This is a genomic window from Parafrankia sp. FMc2 (assembly GCF_041008525.1).
In the GTDB taxonomy this organism is placed as follows: Bacteria; Actinomycetota; Actinomycetes; order Frankiales; family Frankiaceae; genus Parafrankia.
The window spans coordinates 68,507-86,174 of sequence record NZ_JBFLUG010000019.1; the positions used below are offsets into that span (position 1 = coordinate 68,507).

Annotated in this window: 11 protein-coding genes and 2 pseudogenes; 6 read left to right on the plus strand and 7 right to left on the minus strand. The window is 72.6% G+C overall.

The annotated features are described in order from the left end of the window. The first annotated feature begins 130 nt into the window (after positions 1–130). Complete coding sequence (locus AB1460_RS09800; protein ID WP_368960479.1) at positions 131–1,366, plus strand: glycosyltransferase family 4 protein; 1,236 nt, start codon at positions 131–133, stop codon at positions 1,364–1,366. 100 nt (positions 1,367–1,466) lie between these two features. Then, the gene (locus AB1460_RS09805) at positions 1,467–2,441 is read left to right on the plus strand and encodes a UDP-glucuronic acid decarboxylase family protein (protein ID WP_368960480.1); all 975 of its coding nucleotides are present in this window, start codon (positions 1,467–1,469) and stop codon (positions 2,439–2,441) included. A 149-nt stretch (positions 2,442–2,590) separates the two neighbouring features. Here the strand turns inward: AB1460_RS09805 and AB1460_RS09810 are convergent, their stop codons facing one another. The 3 genes from AB1460_RS09810 to AB1460_RS09820 all read right to left on the minus strand — a co-directional run bounded on the left by AB1460_RS09810 (position 2,591) and on the right by AB1460_RS09820 (position 5,281). Continuing rightward, on the minus strand, positions 2,591–3,532 hold the full coding sequence (locus AB1460_RS09810; protein WP_368960481.1) for an LLM class F420-dependent oxidoreductase: 942 nt from the start codon (positions 3,530–3,532) through the stop codon (positions 2,591–2,593). A gap of 83 nt (positions 3,533–3,615) precedes the next feature. Further along, the gene (locus AB1460_RS09815) at positions 3,616–4,395 is read right to left on the minus strand and encodes a FadR/GntR family transcriptional regulator (protein ID WP_368960482.1); all 780 of its coding nucleotides are present in this window, start codon (positions 4,393–4,395) and stop codon (positions 3,616–3,618) included. Positions 4,396–4,558: 163 nt separating this feature from the next. Next, positions 4,559–5,281: a Crp/Fnr family transcriptional regulator gene (locus AB1460_RS09820; protein WP_026311493.1), complete on the minus strand. Its 723-nt coding sequence runs from the start codon at positions 5,279–5,281 to the stop codon at positions 4,559–4,561. A 561-nt stretch (positions 5,282–5,842) separates the two neighbouring features. Between AB1460_RS09820 and AB1460_RS09825 the strand changes: the two genes are divergently transcribed. Together AB1460_RS09825 and AB1460_RS09830 are read left to right on the plus strand one after the other, a co-directional pair. Further along, entirely contained in the window at positions 5,843–6,946 is a 1,104-nt protein-coding gene (locus AB1460_RS09825; RefSeq protein ID WP_368960484.1) for a hypothetical protein, read from the plus strand. Between the two features lie 105 nt (positions 6,947–7,051). Further along, entirely contained in the window at positions 7,052–9,562 is a 2,511-nt protein-coding gene (locus tag AB1460_RS09830) for a heavy metal translocating P-type ATPase (protein ID WP_420497231.1), read from the plus strand. A 21-nt stretch (positions 9,563–9,583) separates the two neighbouring features. Here the strand turns inward: AB1460_RS09830 and AB1460_RS09835 are convergent, their stop codons facing one another. Continuing rightward, a complete protein-coding gene (locus tag AB1460_RS09835) occupies positions 9,584–12,166 on the minus strand; it encodes an MMPL family transporter (RefSeq protein ID WP_368960487.1) in 2,583 nt (860 codons plus the stop codon). A gap of 329 nt (positions 12,167–12,495) precedes the next feature. Between AB1460_RS09835 and AB1460_RS09840 the strand changes: the two are divergent. Next, positions 12,496–12,810: pseudogene (locus AB1460_RS09840) on the plus strand (helix-turn-helix domain-containing protein); the annotation flags it as partial. 402 nt (positions 12,811–13,212) lie between these two features. On the opposite strand, the gene AB1460_RS09845 reads toward AB1460_RS09840, so the two are convergent. Together AB1460_RS09845 and gltX are read right to left on the minus strand one after the other, a co-directional pair. Beyond that, a complete protein-coding gene (locus AB1460_RS09845; protein ID WP_368960488.1) occupies positions 13,213–14,418 on the minus strand; it encodes a LacI family DNA-binding transcriptional regulator in 1,206 nt (401 codons plus the stop codon). A gap of 344 nt (positions 14,419–14,762) precedes the next feature. Then, a complete protein-coding gene (gene gltX / locus AB1460_RS09850; RefSeq protein WP_368960489.1) occupies positions 14,763–16,235 on the minus strand; it encodes a glutamate--tRNA ligase in 1,473 nt (490 codons plus the stop codon). Between the two features lie 205 nt (positions 16,236–16,440). Here gltX and AB1460_RS09855 point away from each other — a divergent pair, with 205 nt between their 5' ends. Beyond that, the gene (locus AB1460_RS09855; RefSeq protein ID WP_368960490.1) at positions 16,441–17,352 is read left to right on the plus strand and encodes a PaaX family transcriptional regulator C-terminal domain-containing protein; all 912 of its coding nucleotides are present in this window, start codon (positions 16,441–16,443) and stop codon (positions 17,350–17,352) included. 99 nt (positions 17,353–17,451) lie between these two features. Here AB1460_RS09855 and AB1460_RS09860 read toward each other — a convergent pair. Further along, positions 17,452–17,668 (minus strand): annotated as a pseudogene (locus AB1460_RS09860) (FadR family transcriptional regulator); the annotation flags it as partial.

Here is a 17,668-nt window from a genome sequence, read left to right on the forward strand (position 1 = left end):
AGCAGAATTGTGCCCTGACGTAAGGGTTCCGTGTGTGCGTCATTGCCTGGGTCTGTGGTTCGTGGTGCGGGCATCGGTACTACTATGGGCCGCCCGGAGTTAGAAGGCTGACGGTCGCCTGGAGTTGTGCATGCGGATCGCTTTCCTGTGCGAGCAGTACCCACCCGTCATCTGGGACGGTGCTGGCGTGTACACCCATGACATTGCGCACGCGCTGGCAAGGCGCGGGCACGAGGTTCATGTGCTGTGCACGCAGGGCCGAGACGTGCGTGACGAGGTGTTCGATGGTGTCCACGTTTACCGCCGTCCGCTGTTTCGGGCCCCACTCAGCCGTTACCTGGGGCCGGCGGGAAAACTGATCACCGGGCGGGATCATCCGCGTGATTCGCTGACCCTGCGGGTGTCACTGGCCCTGTCCTACGGTTTCTGGCTGCGCCGGATCGGGATCAGGCCGGATGTCATCGAGACCCAGGACGGTGAGACGCGGGGCCTGTTCACCGCGCTCGGGCGCCGTACTGCACTCGTGATCCATCTTCACACTCCCACGATGATGGACGTGCGGATGCGTGATCCCGAACTGACTCGCAAGGGTGAGTTCGCCGATCGGATCGACCGGTTCTCGGCGCTGCGGGCCGACGTGCGGACCTCGCCGTCCCAGCTGCTTGTCGACAGGTTGCGCGAACTCGACTGGCTGCGGCCGGACACCGACGTGGACGTGATTCCCTATCCGTTCGACAACGGGCCCTTCGCGGATGTGCCCACGGCGGAGCACACAGGCCGGGATCTGGTGGTCGTCGGCCGGCTGGAGTGGCGCAAGGGCCTCGACGTGCTGATCGACGCCGCGGCCAGACTGCAGACGCGAGGCGTGGACGCGAAGCTGATCTTCGTCGGGCAGTCGTCCGGGCGGATCGACGGCGTCGAGACCGGGACCTGGCTGGAGCGCCGGGCCGCCGACCTCGGGGTCCCGGTGCGGTTCGACGGGCACGTGTCGCGGACCGAGCTACCCGGCCGTTACGGGGAGGCCCGGGCGGTGGTGGTGCCGAGCCGCTTCGAAAGCTTCTCGATCGCCGGCCTGGAAGGAATGGCGGCCGCGCGGCCGGTTGTCGCCACGGCGACGACCGGGGTCGCCACCTGGGTCGACCGGTGGAAGGGCGGGGCCGTGGTCCCGCCGGAGAACCCGGACGCGATGGCCGATGCGCTGGAACCGTTTCTGACGGATCCGGCACACGCGGCCACGGTGGGGCTCCGGGGCCGGGAAGGAACCACGGAACTCGACCCGGCTCTGATCGCCGCACGCCGTGAGGAGGTCTACCTCAAAGCGATCGCGCGGCATCAGATCCACGGCGCCGGCAAGGGGCGGCGCTAGCCGACCCGTTACCCTGTTAGCCGCGCCTGACCTGGGGGCCGGTGGCAGACGGTCGCGCCATTCGGAATGTGTTGAGCTGACAGTGCTGGGGGTTTCAGCTATGCGTGTCGTTGTCGCGGGAGGCGCGGGCTTTCTCGGTAGCCATCTGTGTGATCGGCTGCTCGGAGAGGGCGAGGAGGTCGTCTGTGTCGACAGCTTCCTCACCGGGCGGAGGAGCAATGTCGAGCATCTGCTCGACCAGCCCGGATTCGATCTGATCGAGCAGGACGTATCCGAGCAGGTCACGGTGCCGGGGGCGGTGGATGCGATCCTCCAGTTCGCGTCGCCGGCATCGCCGCTCGACTATGCGCGATACCCCATCGAGACGTTGAAGGCCGGCGCGCACGGCACCCTCAACACCCTCGATCTTGCGCGGAGCAAGGGCGCGCGCTTCCTGCTCGCGTCGACCTCGGAGGTCTACGGCGACCCGCTGGTACACCCCCAGGAGGAGTCGTACTGGGGGCACGTGAACCCGATCGGCCCGCGCAGCATGTACGACGAGGCCAAGCGTTACGCCGAGGCGTTGACGACCGCCTACCGGAACCGGCACGGCATCGACACCGCCATCATCCGGATCTTCAACACCTACGGCCCGCGGATGCGTACCGACGACGGGCGCGCCATTCCCGCCTTCGTCTCGCAGGCACTGCGCGGTGAGCCGGTCACCGTGGCCGGCGACGGGATGCAGACCCGGTCCGTCTGCTACGTCGACGACCTCGTCGAGGGCATCCTGCGGATGCTGCGCAGCGGGCTTCCCGGCCCGGTGAACCTCGGTAACCCGCACGAGATGACGATCATCGACACCGCGCGGCTCGTGGTCGAGCTGGTGGGTGCCGAGGTGCCGATCACCTTCGTGCCGCGGCCCGGCGACGACCCGATGGTGCGGCGGCCGGACATCACCCGCGCCCGGCAGCAGCTCGACTGGGAGCCGACGATCGAGGTGCGCGACGGGCTGCTCCGCACCATCGAATGGTTCGCGGCCGAACTTTCCGCCAGGCCGGTGGCCGGGGCCGGGACAGCCACACCCGGGGCCTGAGCCCGAAGCCTGAGCCCGAAGCCTGGGCCCGAAGCCTGGGCCCGAAGCCCGGGCCCTGAGTCCCGTGTGCCCTGAATCCGTGCCCTGGGCCCGCTCTACGCCCCTGACCTGCTGTGATGGTCAGGGGCATGGAGCGGGCCGGCGCCGGCTCACAGGTGCGGAAGCACCTCCTCGGCGACGAGGGCCAGGTGGTCGAGATCCGTCATGTCGAGGATCTGCAGGTAGACCCGGCTGGCGCCGGCGCCGTCCGGTCCGTAGGCGGCGAGCCGGTCCAGCACCTCGGCAGGGGAGCCGGCCAGGCCCCGATCCCGCAGTGTGTCGAGGTTGCTCATGTCCCCGCCGCGATCGGCGCGCCGCCTGACCTCCGCCTCGTCCCGGCCGCAACAGAGAGTGAGTGCCACCGAGCAGATCAGGCCGGCGGGGTCGCGCCCGGCGGCGGCAGCGGCCTCCCGTACCACCTCGAACTGGGCCGCGGCCTGCGCCGGCGTGGCGAAGGGCAGGTTGAACTCGGCGGCGTGGCGCGCGGCGAGCTCCGGCGTCCGCCGCCGTCCGGAGCCACCGATGATGATCGGCGGATGCGGGTCCTGCACTGGTTTCGGCAGTCCCGGGCTGTCTGTCAGCGTGTAGTGCTGGCCGTGGTGGGTGAAGGTGTCGCCGACGGGCGTCCGCCACAGCCCCTCGATGATCGCCAGCTGTTCGGCCAGCCGGTCGAAGCGTTCGCGTACCGGCGGGAACGGGATGCCGTAGGCCTCGTGTTCGGGCGCGTACCAGCCGGCGCCGATTCCCAGCTCCACCCGGCCGCCACTCATCTCGTCGGCCTGCGCCACGGTGAGCGCCAGCGGCCCGGGGAGACGGAACGTCGCGCTCGTCACCAACGTGCCCAACCGGATCGTCGTGGTTTCCCGGCCGATCGCGGCGAGGGTGGTCCAGGCGTCGGTCGGGCCCGGGAGCGGACTGCCCGAGCCGATCCGCAGGTAGTGGTCCGACCGGAAGAAGGCACCGAAGCCCAGGCGTTCGGCCGCCTGGGCGACGGCGAGCTGGTGCGCGTAGGACGCACCCTGCTGGGGCTCGACGAAGATGCGCAGATCCATACCGCCACCCTGGCAAAGCCCGGCTCCGTGGTCGACCGGACAGCTGCGATCGGTGACCTGCGGCGATCAGCGATCAGCGGCGATCAGTGGCACCCGGCCGCGACCGGGCCGTGGGCCGCGGCGCACCTGGTCACGGGCAGCTCCTGGCCGGCGGCGCGGGGGGGCGAGGTACCGCCGGTGTGAATCATCCACGACTGCCAGTGCGCGCATGCTCCCGCGACGTCGCCGGCCTCGGTGAGCTGGTGGAAACGGCGGTAGTACCCCACGGCGTGCCGCTGCTCCGGCACGTCGAGCGGCCGCCCGGCCGTCTGCTGACAGCAGGCGGCGACCTGGTGGAGGAGCCGGGCGAGGACGCCCAGCGACTGGTTCGGGCTCTGCGTGGTGACAGTCGAGTACAGCGCACCGGACGCCCGGCCGAACCCGGGGCCGTCACCCGCCTCGGCGGCGGCCGCGGCGGCCTCGACGGCGGTGCGGAGCTCGGCCAGCGCCGGCGCGGATCTGGTTCGGGTGAAGGCGGCCACCAGCGGTTGTTCCACGATCTCGCGGGCGGTGTGAAGGTCCCGCGCGCTCACACCGTCCATCTGCAGGTGCAGGGCGAACATCCTGGCCAGGTGGTCCAGGGAGGGGCTGGTGACCTGCGGCCCGCCGTGTCGCCCCCGCAGCACGGTGACCAGCCCCTCGGTCTCCAGGATGCGCAGGGCCTCGCGCAGGGTCGCGCGGGCGATGCCGAAGACGGCCATCAGCTCGTCCTCGGTCGGGAAACGGTCGCCGGCCTTCAACTCGCCGCTGGCGACCCGCGCGCGGATCGATTCCGCGACAACCTCGGACGTCCGTGCGTTTCGCCCACCGGCGTGACGCGTCATGTCAGCCGGCGAGCCGGGTCATGTCGGGGACGGCGATGGCGGCCGCCACCGCCGGTGTGTTGATGCCTGGTCGCGCGGGCATGTCGTCCGTTTCCCCCCACCGGCTGCGGGTCCGCAGCCGGTTCCACAAGATATCAGCGCCGCTGTGCACGAAATGTTCACCTCAGGGTCGACCGCCGGATCCGTCCGGCCTGTCCTGGTTGCCGAATGCGACCCGCTCCAGACCTTCGAGGTCCAGGACGATGACCCGCCGGTATCCGACATCAACCACCTGCATGTTCCGCAGTTCGGCCAGTGCCCGGTTCACCGATCGCTCGTCCGCGGCGACCAGGGCGGCGAGCTCGGGCTGGCTCAGCCCCACCGCCAGCTGCACACCGCGCGCGGCCGGGCGCCCCCACAGCGTGGCCAGCTCGATGAGGACCCGGGCGAGCCGGCCGCGGACCGAGCCGTCGACGTGCTCGACCCGGCGACGGATCGAGTTGCGCAGCTTGTTCGCGACCATCTCCGCGACAGCGAAGGCGGCCGGCGGGTTCTGCTCGAGGAAGCCGCGGAAGGCCGCCGCGCTCATCGCCCGGCCGACGACGGGCCCGGCCGCCGTGGCGGTCCCGGTGTGGGTGTCCTGCTCCATCGCGCTGATCTCGCCGAGCACGTCCCCCCGGGACCGGATGACGAGGAAGGCGAGCCTGTTCTCCTCGCCGTTCGCGGTGATCTTCACGAAGCCGTCCAGAATCAGGATGACCTCTCCGTACGGCTCGGCCTCCCGCATCAGCATCTCGCCGTGCGGGTAGTGCCGTATCCCCCCGAGGGAGAGCAGTTGCTGGCGCAACGCCGGGTTCAGGCGAGCAGGCAGGCTGCCCGGCGGAAAGGGCCGAGAATCCTCAACCAAAGGAATGCCCTCCTTTCACCCCGGGCATCCGTACCCGGAAGGTTCGAGGTTCCTATTGTGGTTCGCGGCCGGCTGACCGTCCTGTGTTAGTACCGAGTTGGACAGCCGCCCGGCCGGTTTTCCCTGGTTCGGGGTCCGGGTACGGCCCGCTCCGGAGGTGTGCCGAAGGGGCGCCGGCTGCGCGCGGATCCCCGCCGACCTGCGTCGCTTCCTCGTCCGACCTGCCTCCGGACCTCCCTCCGGCCTGTGTCTGACCTGCGTCTGACCTGCGCGGGACCACCGTCCGGGCATCCCGCGGACGCCGTGTCGGACCGGCCTCGAGAGGGCTCTCGGCCTGGGGCTGTCTCTGCCCGGAGCTGTCGGAGGGCCGCTGTCCGGAGCTGTCGGTGGAGCGCGCCGCGGGGAGAGTGCCGCGGCGCAGGCACGCCCGGGTGACGCCGTCCGAAGGTGGGAGAGGGGAGCCGCCGCCGGTGCCGTATCGTGGACTGATACCCCCCAGGGGTACGCACGGTACGGACGAGTTGTTCGCTAGCCCGCGCGAAGGGACGGACGATGAACGCTATGACCCGAGTCGGTGGATTCGGTCTCGCGCTGGCTGTGCTCTTCGGTGTCTCCTATGTCGTCGGGACGACGATCGGACCGTCCCAGGACGGGGACCGCTCGGGCGGCACGGACGGCCACGAGATCTCCGCCGCGGCCGGTGGGGCGGCGGGCGGCGGGGCGGACGGCATGCTCGACGCCCTCAGGCCAGGCGGACTGGCGATCTCGGAGGGCGGCTACACCTTCGACCCCGACGAGCTGACCTGGCCCGCCGGGCGCTCCCGTGCGTACACGTTCCGCATCATCGGCCCGGACGGACGGCCGCTCACCGCCTACACCCGCGCCCACGAAGCCGACCTGCATCTGATCGTCGTCCGGCGTGACCTGACCGGCTACCAGCACCTGCACCCGACCCGGGACGCCGCCGGAACCTGGAGCGTCCCGCTTCGGCTGGCCGCCCCGGGGGTGTACCGGGTCTTCGCGGACTTCGTCCCGGCGGTGTCCGGTGGCGGGGACCACGCATCCGACACCCCTGACGGCGCGCCGGCGTCCGTGACTCTCGGCGCCGACGTGACCGTGGGAGGCAACCTGGCGCCCACAGCGCTTCCCGCGCCGTCGACCACCGCGACCGTCGCCGGCGGGTACACCGTGACCATGAGTGGGGAAGCCGACCGGCGGGAGGGGAGCGAGCTGGCCTTCGTCGTGGCCCGCAACGGACGGCCCGTCACCGACCTGGAGGAGTATCTCGGGGCGCTCGGTCACCTGGTGGTGCTCCGCGAGGGAGACCTGGCCTACCTGCACGCTCACCCGCACACCCGGACCCGCCCGCGCACCGCCACGGCCACCGCCACGGCCACCGCCACGGCCACCGCCACCGCCACCGCGAGCGCGGGGCCTGCGGGGGCCGCGGCGACCAGTGCCGCCGCCGGCGATGGCGACGAGGACGGCGACTCCGCTCTGTCGTTCGCGACGCGTTTTCCGTCCGCCGGTTCCTACCGGCTGTTCCTCGACTTCAGGCATGCGGGGCAGGTACGCACGGCCGAGTTCACCCTGACGGTGGCCGAGGGTGGCGGCGTCTCCACGCCCGGCCCGGTCGGGACGCGCCCGCCGCAACACACGCACTGATCGTGTCCCGCTGACCGTTCCCGTCCCGCCAACCATGTTCCTGTGGGAGATCCGATGAGCCCAACGGCCACCGAACGACGTGAGGTCGACCTGGTGATCGGTGGGATGACCTGTGCATCCTGTGCGGCTCGCGTCGAACGGACGCTGAACAAGATCAACGGTGTGACTGCGACGGTCAACTACGCGACCGAGAAAGCGAAGATCAGCTTCCCGGTCACGCTGCCGACCGAGCACCTGGTCGCCCAGGTCAGGGCCGCGGGCTACACGGCTGCCGTACCGCCGCCCGCCGTCGCGCGGGCGTCCGTGCGCCCGGCCCCGCAGGCCCCGCCGGCCACACCCGCCGTGCCGGCCACACCCGCCGTGCAGGTTCTGCCGCCCGGTGCCGCGAGCTCCGCGGCCGACCGTGCCGACCGCCCCGTCCAGGGCGACCGCGCCGTCCACGGCGACCGCGAGCCGTCGGGCGGGACCGGCAGCCCCGGCGAGGGCCGCGGCCCGGCCGCAGCAGGTCCGGCCCCGGCCCCGGCCCCGCGGCCGATGCCCGGTCCGGAGCTGGTGCCGGCTTCCGTGCCCGAGCCGGACGACAGGGACCCGGACGACGGGGACACCGCGGGCGCGGCCCGGGTGCGAGCACTGCGGGACAGGCTGGTGGCGGTCGCCACGCTCACCGTTCCGGTCGTCCTGCTGGCGATGGTCCCGGCCCTGCAGTTCGACTACTGGCAGTGGCTCTCGCTCGCGCTGGCCGCGCCGGTGGTGCTCTGGGGCGCCTGGCCGTTCCACCGCGCGGCCTGGATGAACCTGCGGCACGGCGCCGCGACCATGGACACGCTCGTCTCGACCGGCACGCTCGCCGCCTTCGGCTGGTCGTTGTACGCGCTGTTCCTCGGTGACGCGGGCGAGCCCGGAATGACCCACGGGTTCAGTCTCACCGTGACCCGCGGGGGAGGGGGCGACAACATCTACCTGGAGGTGGCGGCCGGGGTCACCACCTTCATTCTGGCCGGCCGGTATCTGGAGGCGCGGGCGAAGCGGCGCGCCGGCTCGGCCCTGCGTGCGCTGCTCACCCTCGGCGCGCGTGACGTCGCGGTTCTCTCCGACGGCAGGGAGATCCGGGTGGACGTCGACCAGCTCGACGTCGGCGATCTGTTCGTGGTCCGTCCCGGCGAGAAGATCGCCACCGATGGTGTGGTCGTCGAAGGTGCCTCGGCGGTCGACGCCTCGATGCTGACCGGCGAGTCCGTGCCGGTGGAGGTCGGTCCCGGGGACGCGGTGACGGGTGCCACCCTGAACGCCGGCGGGCGGCTCGTCGTCCGGGCCACCCGGGTCGGGGCCGACACGCAGCTCGCCCGGATCGGCCGGCTCGTCGAGGAGGCGCAGACCGGCAAGGCGCCGGTGCAGCGGCTCGCGGACCGGGTCGCCGGGGTCTTCGTCCCGGTCGTGATCGCCATCGCGATCGCCGCCTTCGGCTACTGGCTGGGCAGGGGAGACGGGCTCACCTTCGCGTTCACCGCCGCGGTCGCGGTGCTGATCATCGCCTGCCCCTGCGCGCTCGGCCTGGCGACTCCCACCGCGCTCATGGTCGGCACCGGGCGGGGCGCCCAGCTGGGCGTGCTCATCCGCGGGCCGGAGGTGCTGGAATCCACGCTGCGGGCCGACACGATCCTCCTGGACAAGACCGGAACGGTCACCACCGGCGAGATGACGCTGCAGGACGTCGCCGCCGCGCCGGGGGAGGACCGCGACGAGGTGCTGCGGCTCGCCGGCGCGCTGGAGAGCGCCTCCGAACACCCGGTCGCGCGTGCGATCAGCCGGGCCGCCGCGGGGGCCGCCGCCCGTTCCGCCGAGGAGCTGCCCACCGTCGCGCAGTTCGCGAACCGGGAGGGGCTGGGGGTCCGCGGGGTCGTGGACGGGCACGCGGTGCTGGTCGGCCGCCCGAGGCTGCTCAGCAGCTGCTCGCAGCCGCTGCCGACCGCACTGGCCGAGATCGCCCGGGACGCCGAGGCCGCCGGGCGCACCGCCGTCGCGGTGTCCTGGGACGGGCGGGCCCGGGGAGTGCTGACCATTGCTGACGCGGTGAAGCCGACGTCCGCCGCCGCCATCCGCGAGCTCCGTGGGCTGGGGCTGCGCCCGGTCCTGCTGACCGGCGACAACGCGACCGTGGCGGCGAACGTCGCCGCCGAGGTCGGGATCGCCGCCGATGATGTGATCGCCGAGGTGCTGCCCGAAGGCAAGATCGAGGTCGTGCGGCAGCTGCAGGCCGCCAACCGGGTCGTCGCGATGGTCGGCGACGGGGTGAACGACGCCGCCGCGCTCGCCCAGGCCGACCTGGGGCTCGCGATGGGCACAGGCACGGACGTCGCGATCGAGGCCAGCGACCTGACGCTGGTCAGCGGCGACCTGCTGGCCGCCGTCGACGCCATCCGGCTCGCCCGGCGGACCCTCGGCACCATCCAGGGCAACCTGTTCTGGGCGTTCGCCTACAACGTCGCGGCACTTCCCCTCGCCGCCGCCGGCCTGCTGAATCCGATGCTGGCCGGTGCCGCGATGGCGGCCAGCTCGCTGTTCGTCGTGGGGAACAGCCTGCGTCTGCGCCGCTTCACCTCACGCCGGGACGCCTGACCGCCGCGATGGCGGCACCGGTCAGTGGTGGACGAGCTCACCCGGCTGGTCCTCGGGCGTCGCCGGCGGGCCTGATGCGGCCGCGGAGCCAGCTGCGCCGGACTCGTCCGGCGCGGGCTCGGGGCTGTTCGCACTGCTGGCGGGCGAGGCGGCGTCCGGTGCCGCGGCGTCCGGTGCCGCGAGCGGCGGGGTCTGCGGAAGCTGCGCGGCGACGGGTGGTGATGTTCCGGCCCGACCGGCCCGACCGGTGCGGGGCCGCATCGCGGCGGTGGTCGGCAGCCACCAGGCGGACCTCCCGAGCAGCCGCAACGCGGCCGGCAGGAGCACCAGGCGGACCACACCGACATCCAGCAGCAGCCCGAACGCCAGCAGGATGCCGACCGGACGCAGCAGCGGATCGGCCGGCAGGGCCAGCGCGGTGAGGACGACGACCGCGACCGCCGTGACGGCAGCGGCGGTCGGCGCGCCCTCCCGGTAGCCGATGGTGACCGCCGTGCGTGGGTCCGCCGCCCGGGCGACTGTCTCCCGCATCCGGGACACCATGAAGACACCATGTCCGGCCGTGAGGCCGACCAGGAGCCCGACCGCCACCACCGGGAGGACCGCGGCGACCGGTCCCTGCCGCCCGATCCCGAGCGGGCCGGCGAGCCAGCCCCACTGGAGGAGCGCGACGGCGGCGCCGGACGTCCCGACGAGGCTGAACAGGGAGCCGAGCGTGACCGCCAGGGCCGCCGGCAGGCCGCGCAGCGCCAGGGCGAGCGCGGCGGCCGTCAGCCCGACGGCGAGGGCGAGACAGAGCGGCAGGGTGTCGGTCAGCCGCTGGGCGACGTCGATGTCGATCGCCGTCCGGCCGCCGACCGTGAGCCGGGCCCCCGTGGTGGCCGCGAGGCCCGCGGCGCGGCCGCGGATGTCGCGCAGCAGCTCCGCCGTCGCCGGATCGCCCGGCCCGGAGAGCGGGACCACGGTGACAGTCGCCAGATCGTCCCCGAGGCGGGGTTCGGTCGCGAGCGCGACGTCGCGCATGCCCCCGACCGTCCCGCGGATCTGCTGGACCGCGCGCTCAGGGTCCGGTGCGCCGGCGGTGTCGATCACCAGGAGGAGCGGGCCGGTGAACCCGGGGCCGAAGACCATGCTCAGCTGATCTCCAGCGCCTCGGAGGATCCCGTCCGAGGCGGCGGTGATGCTGTGGTCGAGGGGCCCCGGCCGCAGGTCGGCCACCGGCAGGGCGACCACGCCGAGCACAGCCAGGCCGAGGAGCAGCGCCCGGACCGGCCGCCACGTGACCGTCCGCGCCCCCTGTGGCCTTCGCGTCCCCTGTGGCCCTCGCGTGCTCTGCGATCCTCGTGTCCCCTGCGATCCTCGTGTCCCCTGCGGTCGCGGTGTCTCTGGTTCGCCTCGCGTGCCGCTCGGGGCAGCCGCGGGTTCGCCGCCTGTGTCGTTCACCCGGACCGCGCCGAGCACGGCGATCGGCAGCGTGAGAGCGACGCAGACCGCGAGGGCGACGCTCCCGGCTGTCGCCAGGCCCAGCACCGTCAGCATCGGCACGCGGGTGACGGCCAGCGTGACGGGCGTGATCATCATGATCAGGCCGGCGACGGCAACATCCGCCCCGGTGGTCCGCAGCGTGTGCCCGGCCGCCTCCGCGCCCCGGTGCCCGGACGCGACCTCCTGCCGGAACCTGACGGTGACGAGCACCGTGAACCCGAGCGTGGTGACGAGCCCGACCGCCAGCGCCGGTGCCACGGCGGCGATGTCGAAACCCGCCCAGACGACCGCCTGCCGCGCGGCGAAGCCGCCGACCACGACGCTGACCAGGCCTGCGAGCAGGGCAGCCCCCACGGCCGGGAGCAGGGCGAGGGCGGCCGTCGAACCGGAGGTGGCTGCCGACGCGGCCGCGACGGCGAGAACGACGGCGAGAACGACGGCCAGGGCGAGGAGTCCGGTGAGCACGGCACTGGGCGGCTGGGACCACTGCTCGGCCGCCGGCCCCGTGATGTCGACGGTGATCCCGGCATCACGTGCCGGCCGGGCCGCCGCGATCAGCGCATCACGCGTTCCGGTGGCCAGGTCCGGACTTGTCACACTGAACGTGACCAGCGCGTACGCGGATCGGCCGTCACCGGCCAGCCCGCTCTCGCCGGCCAGCCCGCTCCTGGCTGCCTGGCGGGTGTCGCCGGGGACGGCGTCACCGAGGGGGTCACCCACCCGCGTTACCTGTGGGATCTCGCGCAACTCGGTCAGAGTGCGGTCTACCGCGGCCCGGTGGCGCGGGTCGGCGAGAGTCGCCCCGTCATCGCCGCGGGCACCCAGGCGCAGGACGAACGACGCGGTCGCCGCGTCCCCGGCCTGGGCGACGGCATCGGAGGCCGACCGGCGTTGGCGGATGAGATCCGCAGCCTGCGCCGACCCCGTTCCGGGCAGTGCGGGCCCGGTGAGCGCGGCGCCCGCGGAGTGGCCGGGACGAAGGTGGAGGACACCGTCGACCGACCCGGATGTCCACACGGCACCGGTGCCGGCCAGCACGAGGAAGGCCAGCCACAGCCCCAGGACGGCCCGGCCATGCCGGTGGCAGGACCGGCCGAGGCGGTACAGAACGGTGCGCACAAGCTGTCTCCTTGCGGGGTGTTGCCCGCCGTCGTCGCGGATTTCACGCGGACGTGCGCCCAGCCCCTCGGAGTCGGCCCGTTCCCTGACTGTTCGGCGGTGCCCGATGGTGACTTTGCGGGACCACTCTGCGATCGCCCGCCCACGATGCGCACCCTGCGGCGTCGTTGCCGGATTTCATCCGATAGATGATGTTTTGTCCGTCGCTGGCGGAACCTCCACGGGTGGCTCTCGTCCCGGCGTGGGGCCAACTCGTCCCAGCGGGACAACGCCCGGCCCGGACCATGACTGGTCCGGCGAGGGCAGCTGTCGCCCGGAGTGGCCCCGAAATGGCGGGTGCTGGGCCACAATGGGCCCGCCGATCCCGATCTGACAGGCCCGTGACGTGCGGGATCGGTCTCCGTAACGGCCGTTTCGGGCCGCTGTGGGGTGTTCGCGGGCCGGGACGGGAGAAGAAGATCGTGACGGTCGAACTGGTGGACCGCCGGGTGGGCACAGGCGCCGGCAGGCTCAAGCTGAGCGCCACGGCACTGGACCTGTTCGCGCAGCGGGGCGTGAGCGCCACCTCACTGCAGATGATCGCGGACGCGGCGGGTGTCACCAAGGCGGCTGTTTATCACCACTTCAAGAGCAAGGACGAGATCGTGCTCGCCGTGGTCCGGCCCGCGCTCGACCACCTCGCCGAGGTCGCTGCCCTCGCGGAGAGCAAGCGGTCACGGTCCGCCCAGGTCGACGCGGTGATCCGCGGCCTGGCCGACCTGGTGATCGGTAACCGGCGCCTCTACGGGCTCATGCACGGGGACCCGACCTGTGCCGCGATCCTGCGGGAGCGCTCCGGGTACCCCGCCCTGGCCGAGCGCCTCGTCGCCGTGCTCGCCGGCCCCACACCTGACGTGGGGTCGGTGATGGCGGCCGGCATGCTGCTGACCGGATTACGTGGCGCGGGGATCGATCCGCGGGTGACAGCGCTGGACGACGAGCAGTTCCGCCGCCATCTCGTGGACTGCTCCCAGCGGCTCATCCGCGCCCGGCGGCCGTCGGCGGGCTCAGGCCGGTCCCCGCATCACCCTGGCATCGCACCCCGGCACGCGCAGGCTTCCGACGCCGCCCGAGCCCTGGACGTCGCTCCGGTCGCCGCTGGTCCCGGCGTCGTCTCCCGGACTCCCGCTGCCTCCCGGACTCCGTCCGCCCCCCTCGCCGCCGCTGCCACGGTTCCCGGCGCCGTCCCCGGTTTCGGTGCCGCCGGCGAGGACGCCGCTGCGAGTGCTGTCCCGCTCGACGAGCGAGACGGGTAGCACCGTCTCCCGGGCGTCCGCCTCGCCGCTCACCATCTGGATCAGCAGGCGTGCTGCCTCGGCGCCCAGCCGGTGCGGGTGGCGCGCCACCGACGTGAGCGACGGCTCGGTGAGCTCGCCCCAGGCGATGCCGTCGACGCCGATCAGCATCACCCCCCCGGGCACCTCCCGCCCGGCCTGGCGCAGCGCCTGCGCGGCACCGACCGCCTGGAGATCGTTGGTGCAGAAGATCGCGTCGACCCGCGGGTCGGAGGCGAGGATCTGATCCGTCGCCCAGCGCCCGCCGTCGAGTGTGTAGTCGCTGGCGAGGGACCGCCAGGGAGGCATCGAGCGTCCACCGGCCTGCAGTTCGGCCCGGAAACCGGTGCGCCGGGCGCGGGCGGTCGTCAGGTGCTCCGGGCCGCAGATCATCGCGATGCGGCGTGCCCCGCGGGCGAGGAGGTGCGCCGCAGCGAGCCGACCGGCGGCGAGGTCGTCCGAGAAGACCCCGCCGGCGCCGGCCACGGCCAGCCGCTCGTCACACGCGACGACCGCTATCCCACTGTCGATCATGTGCTGGACCTGGTCGGTGTGGCCGGAGGTCGAACAGACGAGCACGCCGTCGGCGGCGCCCGCCATGCGGTCCAGGTAGTCGGCCTCGCGGGCGTCGTCCAGGTTGGCGCTCGCCAGAAAGACGGCCCAGCCCAGGGACTGCGCCACCGTCTCGACGCCATGGGCGATCTGGGCGAAGAACGGGTTCTGCGCGTCCGGGACTACCAGCCCGACCGCGTGGCGGGTCGGTGTGCGGGGCGTGTGTGCCCCGCTGCCCGGCCGGTAGCCGAGCCGGTGGGCCGCGGCCCGCACCCGGGCGCTGGACTCGCCGCTGACCGACCGCCGACCGGCCAGGGCGTTGCTGACCGTGGAAACGCTGACGCCGGCAAGTGCCGCGACCTCGCGGATCGTGGCGGGCCGCTTCACCGCCGCTTCTCGGGACGTAACGCGCTCGATGTAGCGGTCGGTAGACATCACCTCCATTAAAGGTCGATGTCGCCCGCCCGGGAGGTCGCGTCGGTCACGCTGCTAACCCGCAAGGAACGCGGGGGGTGACTGCCGGGAACTCCAAGGGACTTTTGACGTGCTCTTAAGGATCGCTTAGGCCTGTGTTGATGGGGTGGAAAGGCCGCAGTGAGAGAGCCCCCAGTCCACCCGACGGAGGTAGCCCCCACCCTCCGACGGGTTCCCGGCCCGGGTCGTGGTCCGTCCCAACCACGGCCCGGGCCACAGGCCCGGTCCCGTGCGTCCGCCGCCGCGGGCGCTGGCGATCAGGCCGTGCTCACGGCCGTTCCGAGCCGGTCGACGGCCTGGCGCAGCCGGGCGAGGGTCTTCTCCCGGCCGAGAACGGTCATCGACTCGAACAGCGGAAGACCGACACCACGACCGGTGACGGCAACCCGGACAGGCGCCTGCGCCTTGCCGAGCTTGAGGCCGTAGCCCTCGCCGATCTTCACGAGCGCCTCGCGCAGTGAGTCCTCGTCCCAGGCCACGCTCTCGTAGCCTGCGGCGACGTCACGCAGCAGCTCCCGGGCCGGGCCCTTCATCGCCTTCGTCCACGAGGCCTCGTCGATCGACACCGCGGGAAGGAAGGCGAAGTCGACCATGGGGACGATCTCTGACAGCACCGACACCCGGGTCTGCGCCAGCGGAGCGAGAGCGGCGAAGACCTCCCGGGAGAAGCCCTCGGCCGGCCACGGCGGCGGCGCGATCTCGTGCTCGCCCCCGCCCTGGCTCCCGCCCTGGCCCACACCCGCCGCCGGCGTCAGCCAGGGCTCGCAGGCGGCCATGAACTCCTCGACGCTCATTGCCCTGATGTACTCGCCGTTGAAGGCCCGGAGCTTCTTCTCGTCGAAGAACGCCGGGGAGGGCTTCACGTCCTCGAGCCGGAACGTGCTCTCGATCGTGGCGAAGGGCACGATCTCCTCGTCGCCGGGCGGCGCCCAGCCGAGGAGCATCAGGTAGTTCTTCATTGCCGCCGAGAGGTACCCCTCGGCGCGGTAGGACTCCAGCGCGACCTTGTCGCGCCGCTTCGACAGCTTCTGCCGCTTCTCGTTGACGATGACCGGGACGTGCGCCCACACCGGCGGGGTGGCGCCGAGCGCTGCCCACAGCAACTGCTGCTTCGGCGTGTTGGGCAGGTGCTCCTCGCCGCGGATGACGTGGGTGATGCCCATGTCGAGATCGTCGACCACGTTGGCGAGCAGGAAGACCGCGGATCCGTCCGCGCGGGCGATGACGAAGTCCTCGATGGTGTCGTTCGGGAACTCCGGCGTGCCGCGGATCACGTCGACGACCACGGTCGTGCCCTCGTCGGGTGTGCGGAAGCGCAGCGCCCGGCCCGGGCCCGGGCCGAGCCCGCGGTCCCGGCAGAAGCCGTCGTAGCCGCGCTGCGCGTTCCCGGTCCGCTCGGCGAGCAGGTCACGGGTGCAGTCGCAGTGGTAGGCCTGCCCCGCGGTGAACAGGCCGGCGGCGGCCTCGCGATGCCGTTCGGCCCGCTCCGACTGGAACAGCGGGCCCTCGTAGCCGCCTGGGCTGATACCCAGCCAGTCCAACGCGCTGATGATGCCGGCGGTCCACTCCGGGCGGTTACGGGACGCGTCGGTGTCCTCGACGCGGAGCACGAAGTCGCCGCCGGAGCCGCGGGCCACCAGCCAGTTGAACAGCGCCGACCGTGCGCCGCCCACATGGAACATGCCGGTCGGCGACGGCGCGAATCGCACCCGCACCCGTCCAGAGCTCATGGTCGCCGAGCGTACAGGTCGACCGGGTCCGGGCCGACCGACGTCACCGGGACCACAGGAGATCCGGACCAGTGGCGTGGAACGGCGCCAGCGGCTCGTAAAATCAGATGGCGTGACAGCGCCCGCTCGGCTGGCCGGTCGCGACCGTGATCCCGGTCGTGGCCGTCGCTCCACTGTCCGTGAGTCGAGACCTCGGGCTCCGGGGGTGAATTCGGCGCTCCCGGCGCCCGCCGATATCGTCGACCTGCCCCGGGTGCAGGTCGGTGCCCAGCCACAGCATCTGCTGACGACCCTGCTCGGTGACTACTGGGCCGGGTGCCGCGAGCACATCCCCTCCGTCGTGCTGGTCAGCCTCCTCGCGGACTTCGACGTCAGCACCGTGGGTGCGCGGGCCGCACTGAGCCGGCTGTCCCGGCGTGGCCTCCTGGAACCGTCCCGGATCGGCCGGAACACCTATTACGGGCTGACGGCCGAGGCCTCGCTCGCCGTCCGGGAGTCCCTGAACCGCACCTTCGGCTTCGGTCTCCGGCACGAACCGTGGGACGGGCGCTGGACCGTGGCGGCCTTCTCCATCCCGGAGGGGCAGCGCGACGTCCGCCACGCGGTGCGGGCGCGGCTGCGCTGGTTGGGCTTCGCCCCGCTCTACGACGGGATGTGGGTGACGCCCCGGCTGGTCGGGGAGGCGGCCCGGCGGGTCTTCGCCGAGCTGGGTGTGAGTGCTTCCACGGTTCTGATCACCACCTCCGAGGCGAGGCGTACCGACCCGCGCCCGCCGATGGCCGCCTGGGACCTCAGCGAGCTCCAGCACACCTACGAGGACTTCGTCAGTACCTACGCCCCGTTGCTCGAACGGGTGCGTCATGGGGACGTCCAGGGAGCGGAGGCGCTGGCCGCGCGGACCGCGGTGCTCGAGTCCTGGGCGCGTTTCCCGAGCCTCGACCCGGACCTGCCGATCGATCTTCTTCCCGGTCGCTGGCCTCGTAGGGAGGCCCGGACCGTCTTCGCCGAGATCTATGACGGCCTGGCTGCGCCGGCGGTGACGCGGGTCCGGGACCTGCTCGCCGTCGTCTCGCCGGACCTTGCCGATCTCGTCCGGCTCCACACCACGGTCGGCTAGTTGCCGCTGACCGGCTGGGTCCGCCCCGACTGGTGCGTCTGCCGACCGATGACGGCATCGCCGAGATCCTTCTCGGTGCCGGTGCCGGTGCCGGTGCGCTCAGCCTGACGCGCCCCGTGGCAGGGGCACCGATGACCTGGCGACCGCCGCCCTGCCCTGCCCTGCCCGACCGGCGATCTCCGGTGGCAGCCCGAGCAGGTCCAGGACCGCGCTCGGGGGCTGGGTGGGTGTGGTGGCGATGTGGGTGCGCCAGTGTTTTTCGGCGGCGTCGGGGTCGTGGTGGGCGATGAGGTCGAGGAGGTGGGTGTGGTCGTGG

Bases quoted from the DNA above. Each gene is read 5' to 3' on its own strand.
- AB1460_RS09800 (WP_368960479.1), top strand. From the start codon at position 131: ATGCGGATCGCTTTCCTGTGCGAGCAGTACCCACCCGTCATCTGGGAC.
- AB1460_RS09805 (WP_368960480.1), top strand. From the start codon at position 1,467: ATGCGTGTCGTTGTCGCGGGAGGCGCGGGCTTTCTCGGTAGCCATCTG.
- AB1460_RS09810 (WP_368960481.1), bottom strand. From the start codon at position 3,532: ATGGATCTGCGCATCTTCGTCGAGCCCCAGCAGGGTGCGTCCTACGCG.
- AB1460_RS09815 (WP_368960482.1), bottom strand. From the start codon at position 4,395: ATGACGCGTCACGCCGGTGGGCGAAACGCACGGACGTCCGAGGTTGTC.
- AB1460_RS09825 (WP_368960484.1), top strand. From the start codon at position 5,843: ATGACCCGAGTCGGTGGATTCGGTCTCGCGCTGGCTGTGCTCTTCGGT.
- AB1460_RS09830 (WP_420497231.1), top strand. From the start codon at position 7,052: ATGACCTGTGCATCCTGTGCGGCTCGCGTCGAACGGACGCTGAACAAG.
- gltX (WP_368960489.1), bottom strand. From the start codon at position 16,235: ATGAGCTCTGGACGGGTGCGGGTGCGATTCGCGCCGTCGCCGACCGGC.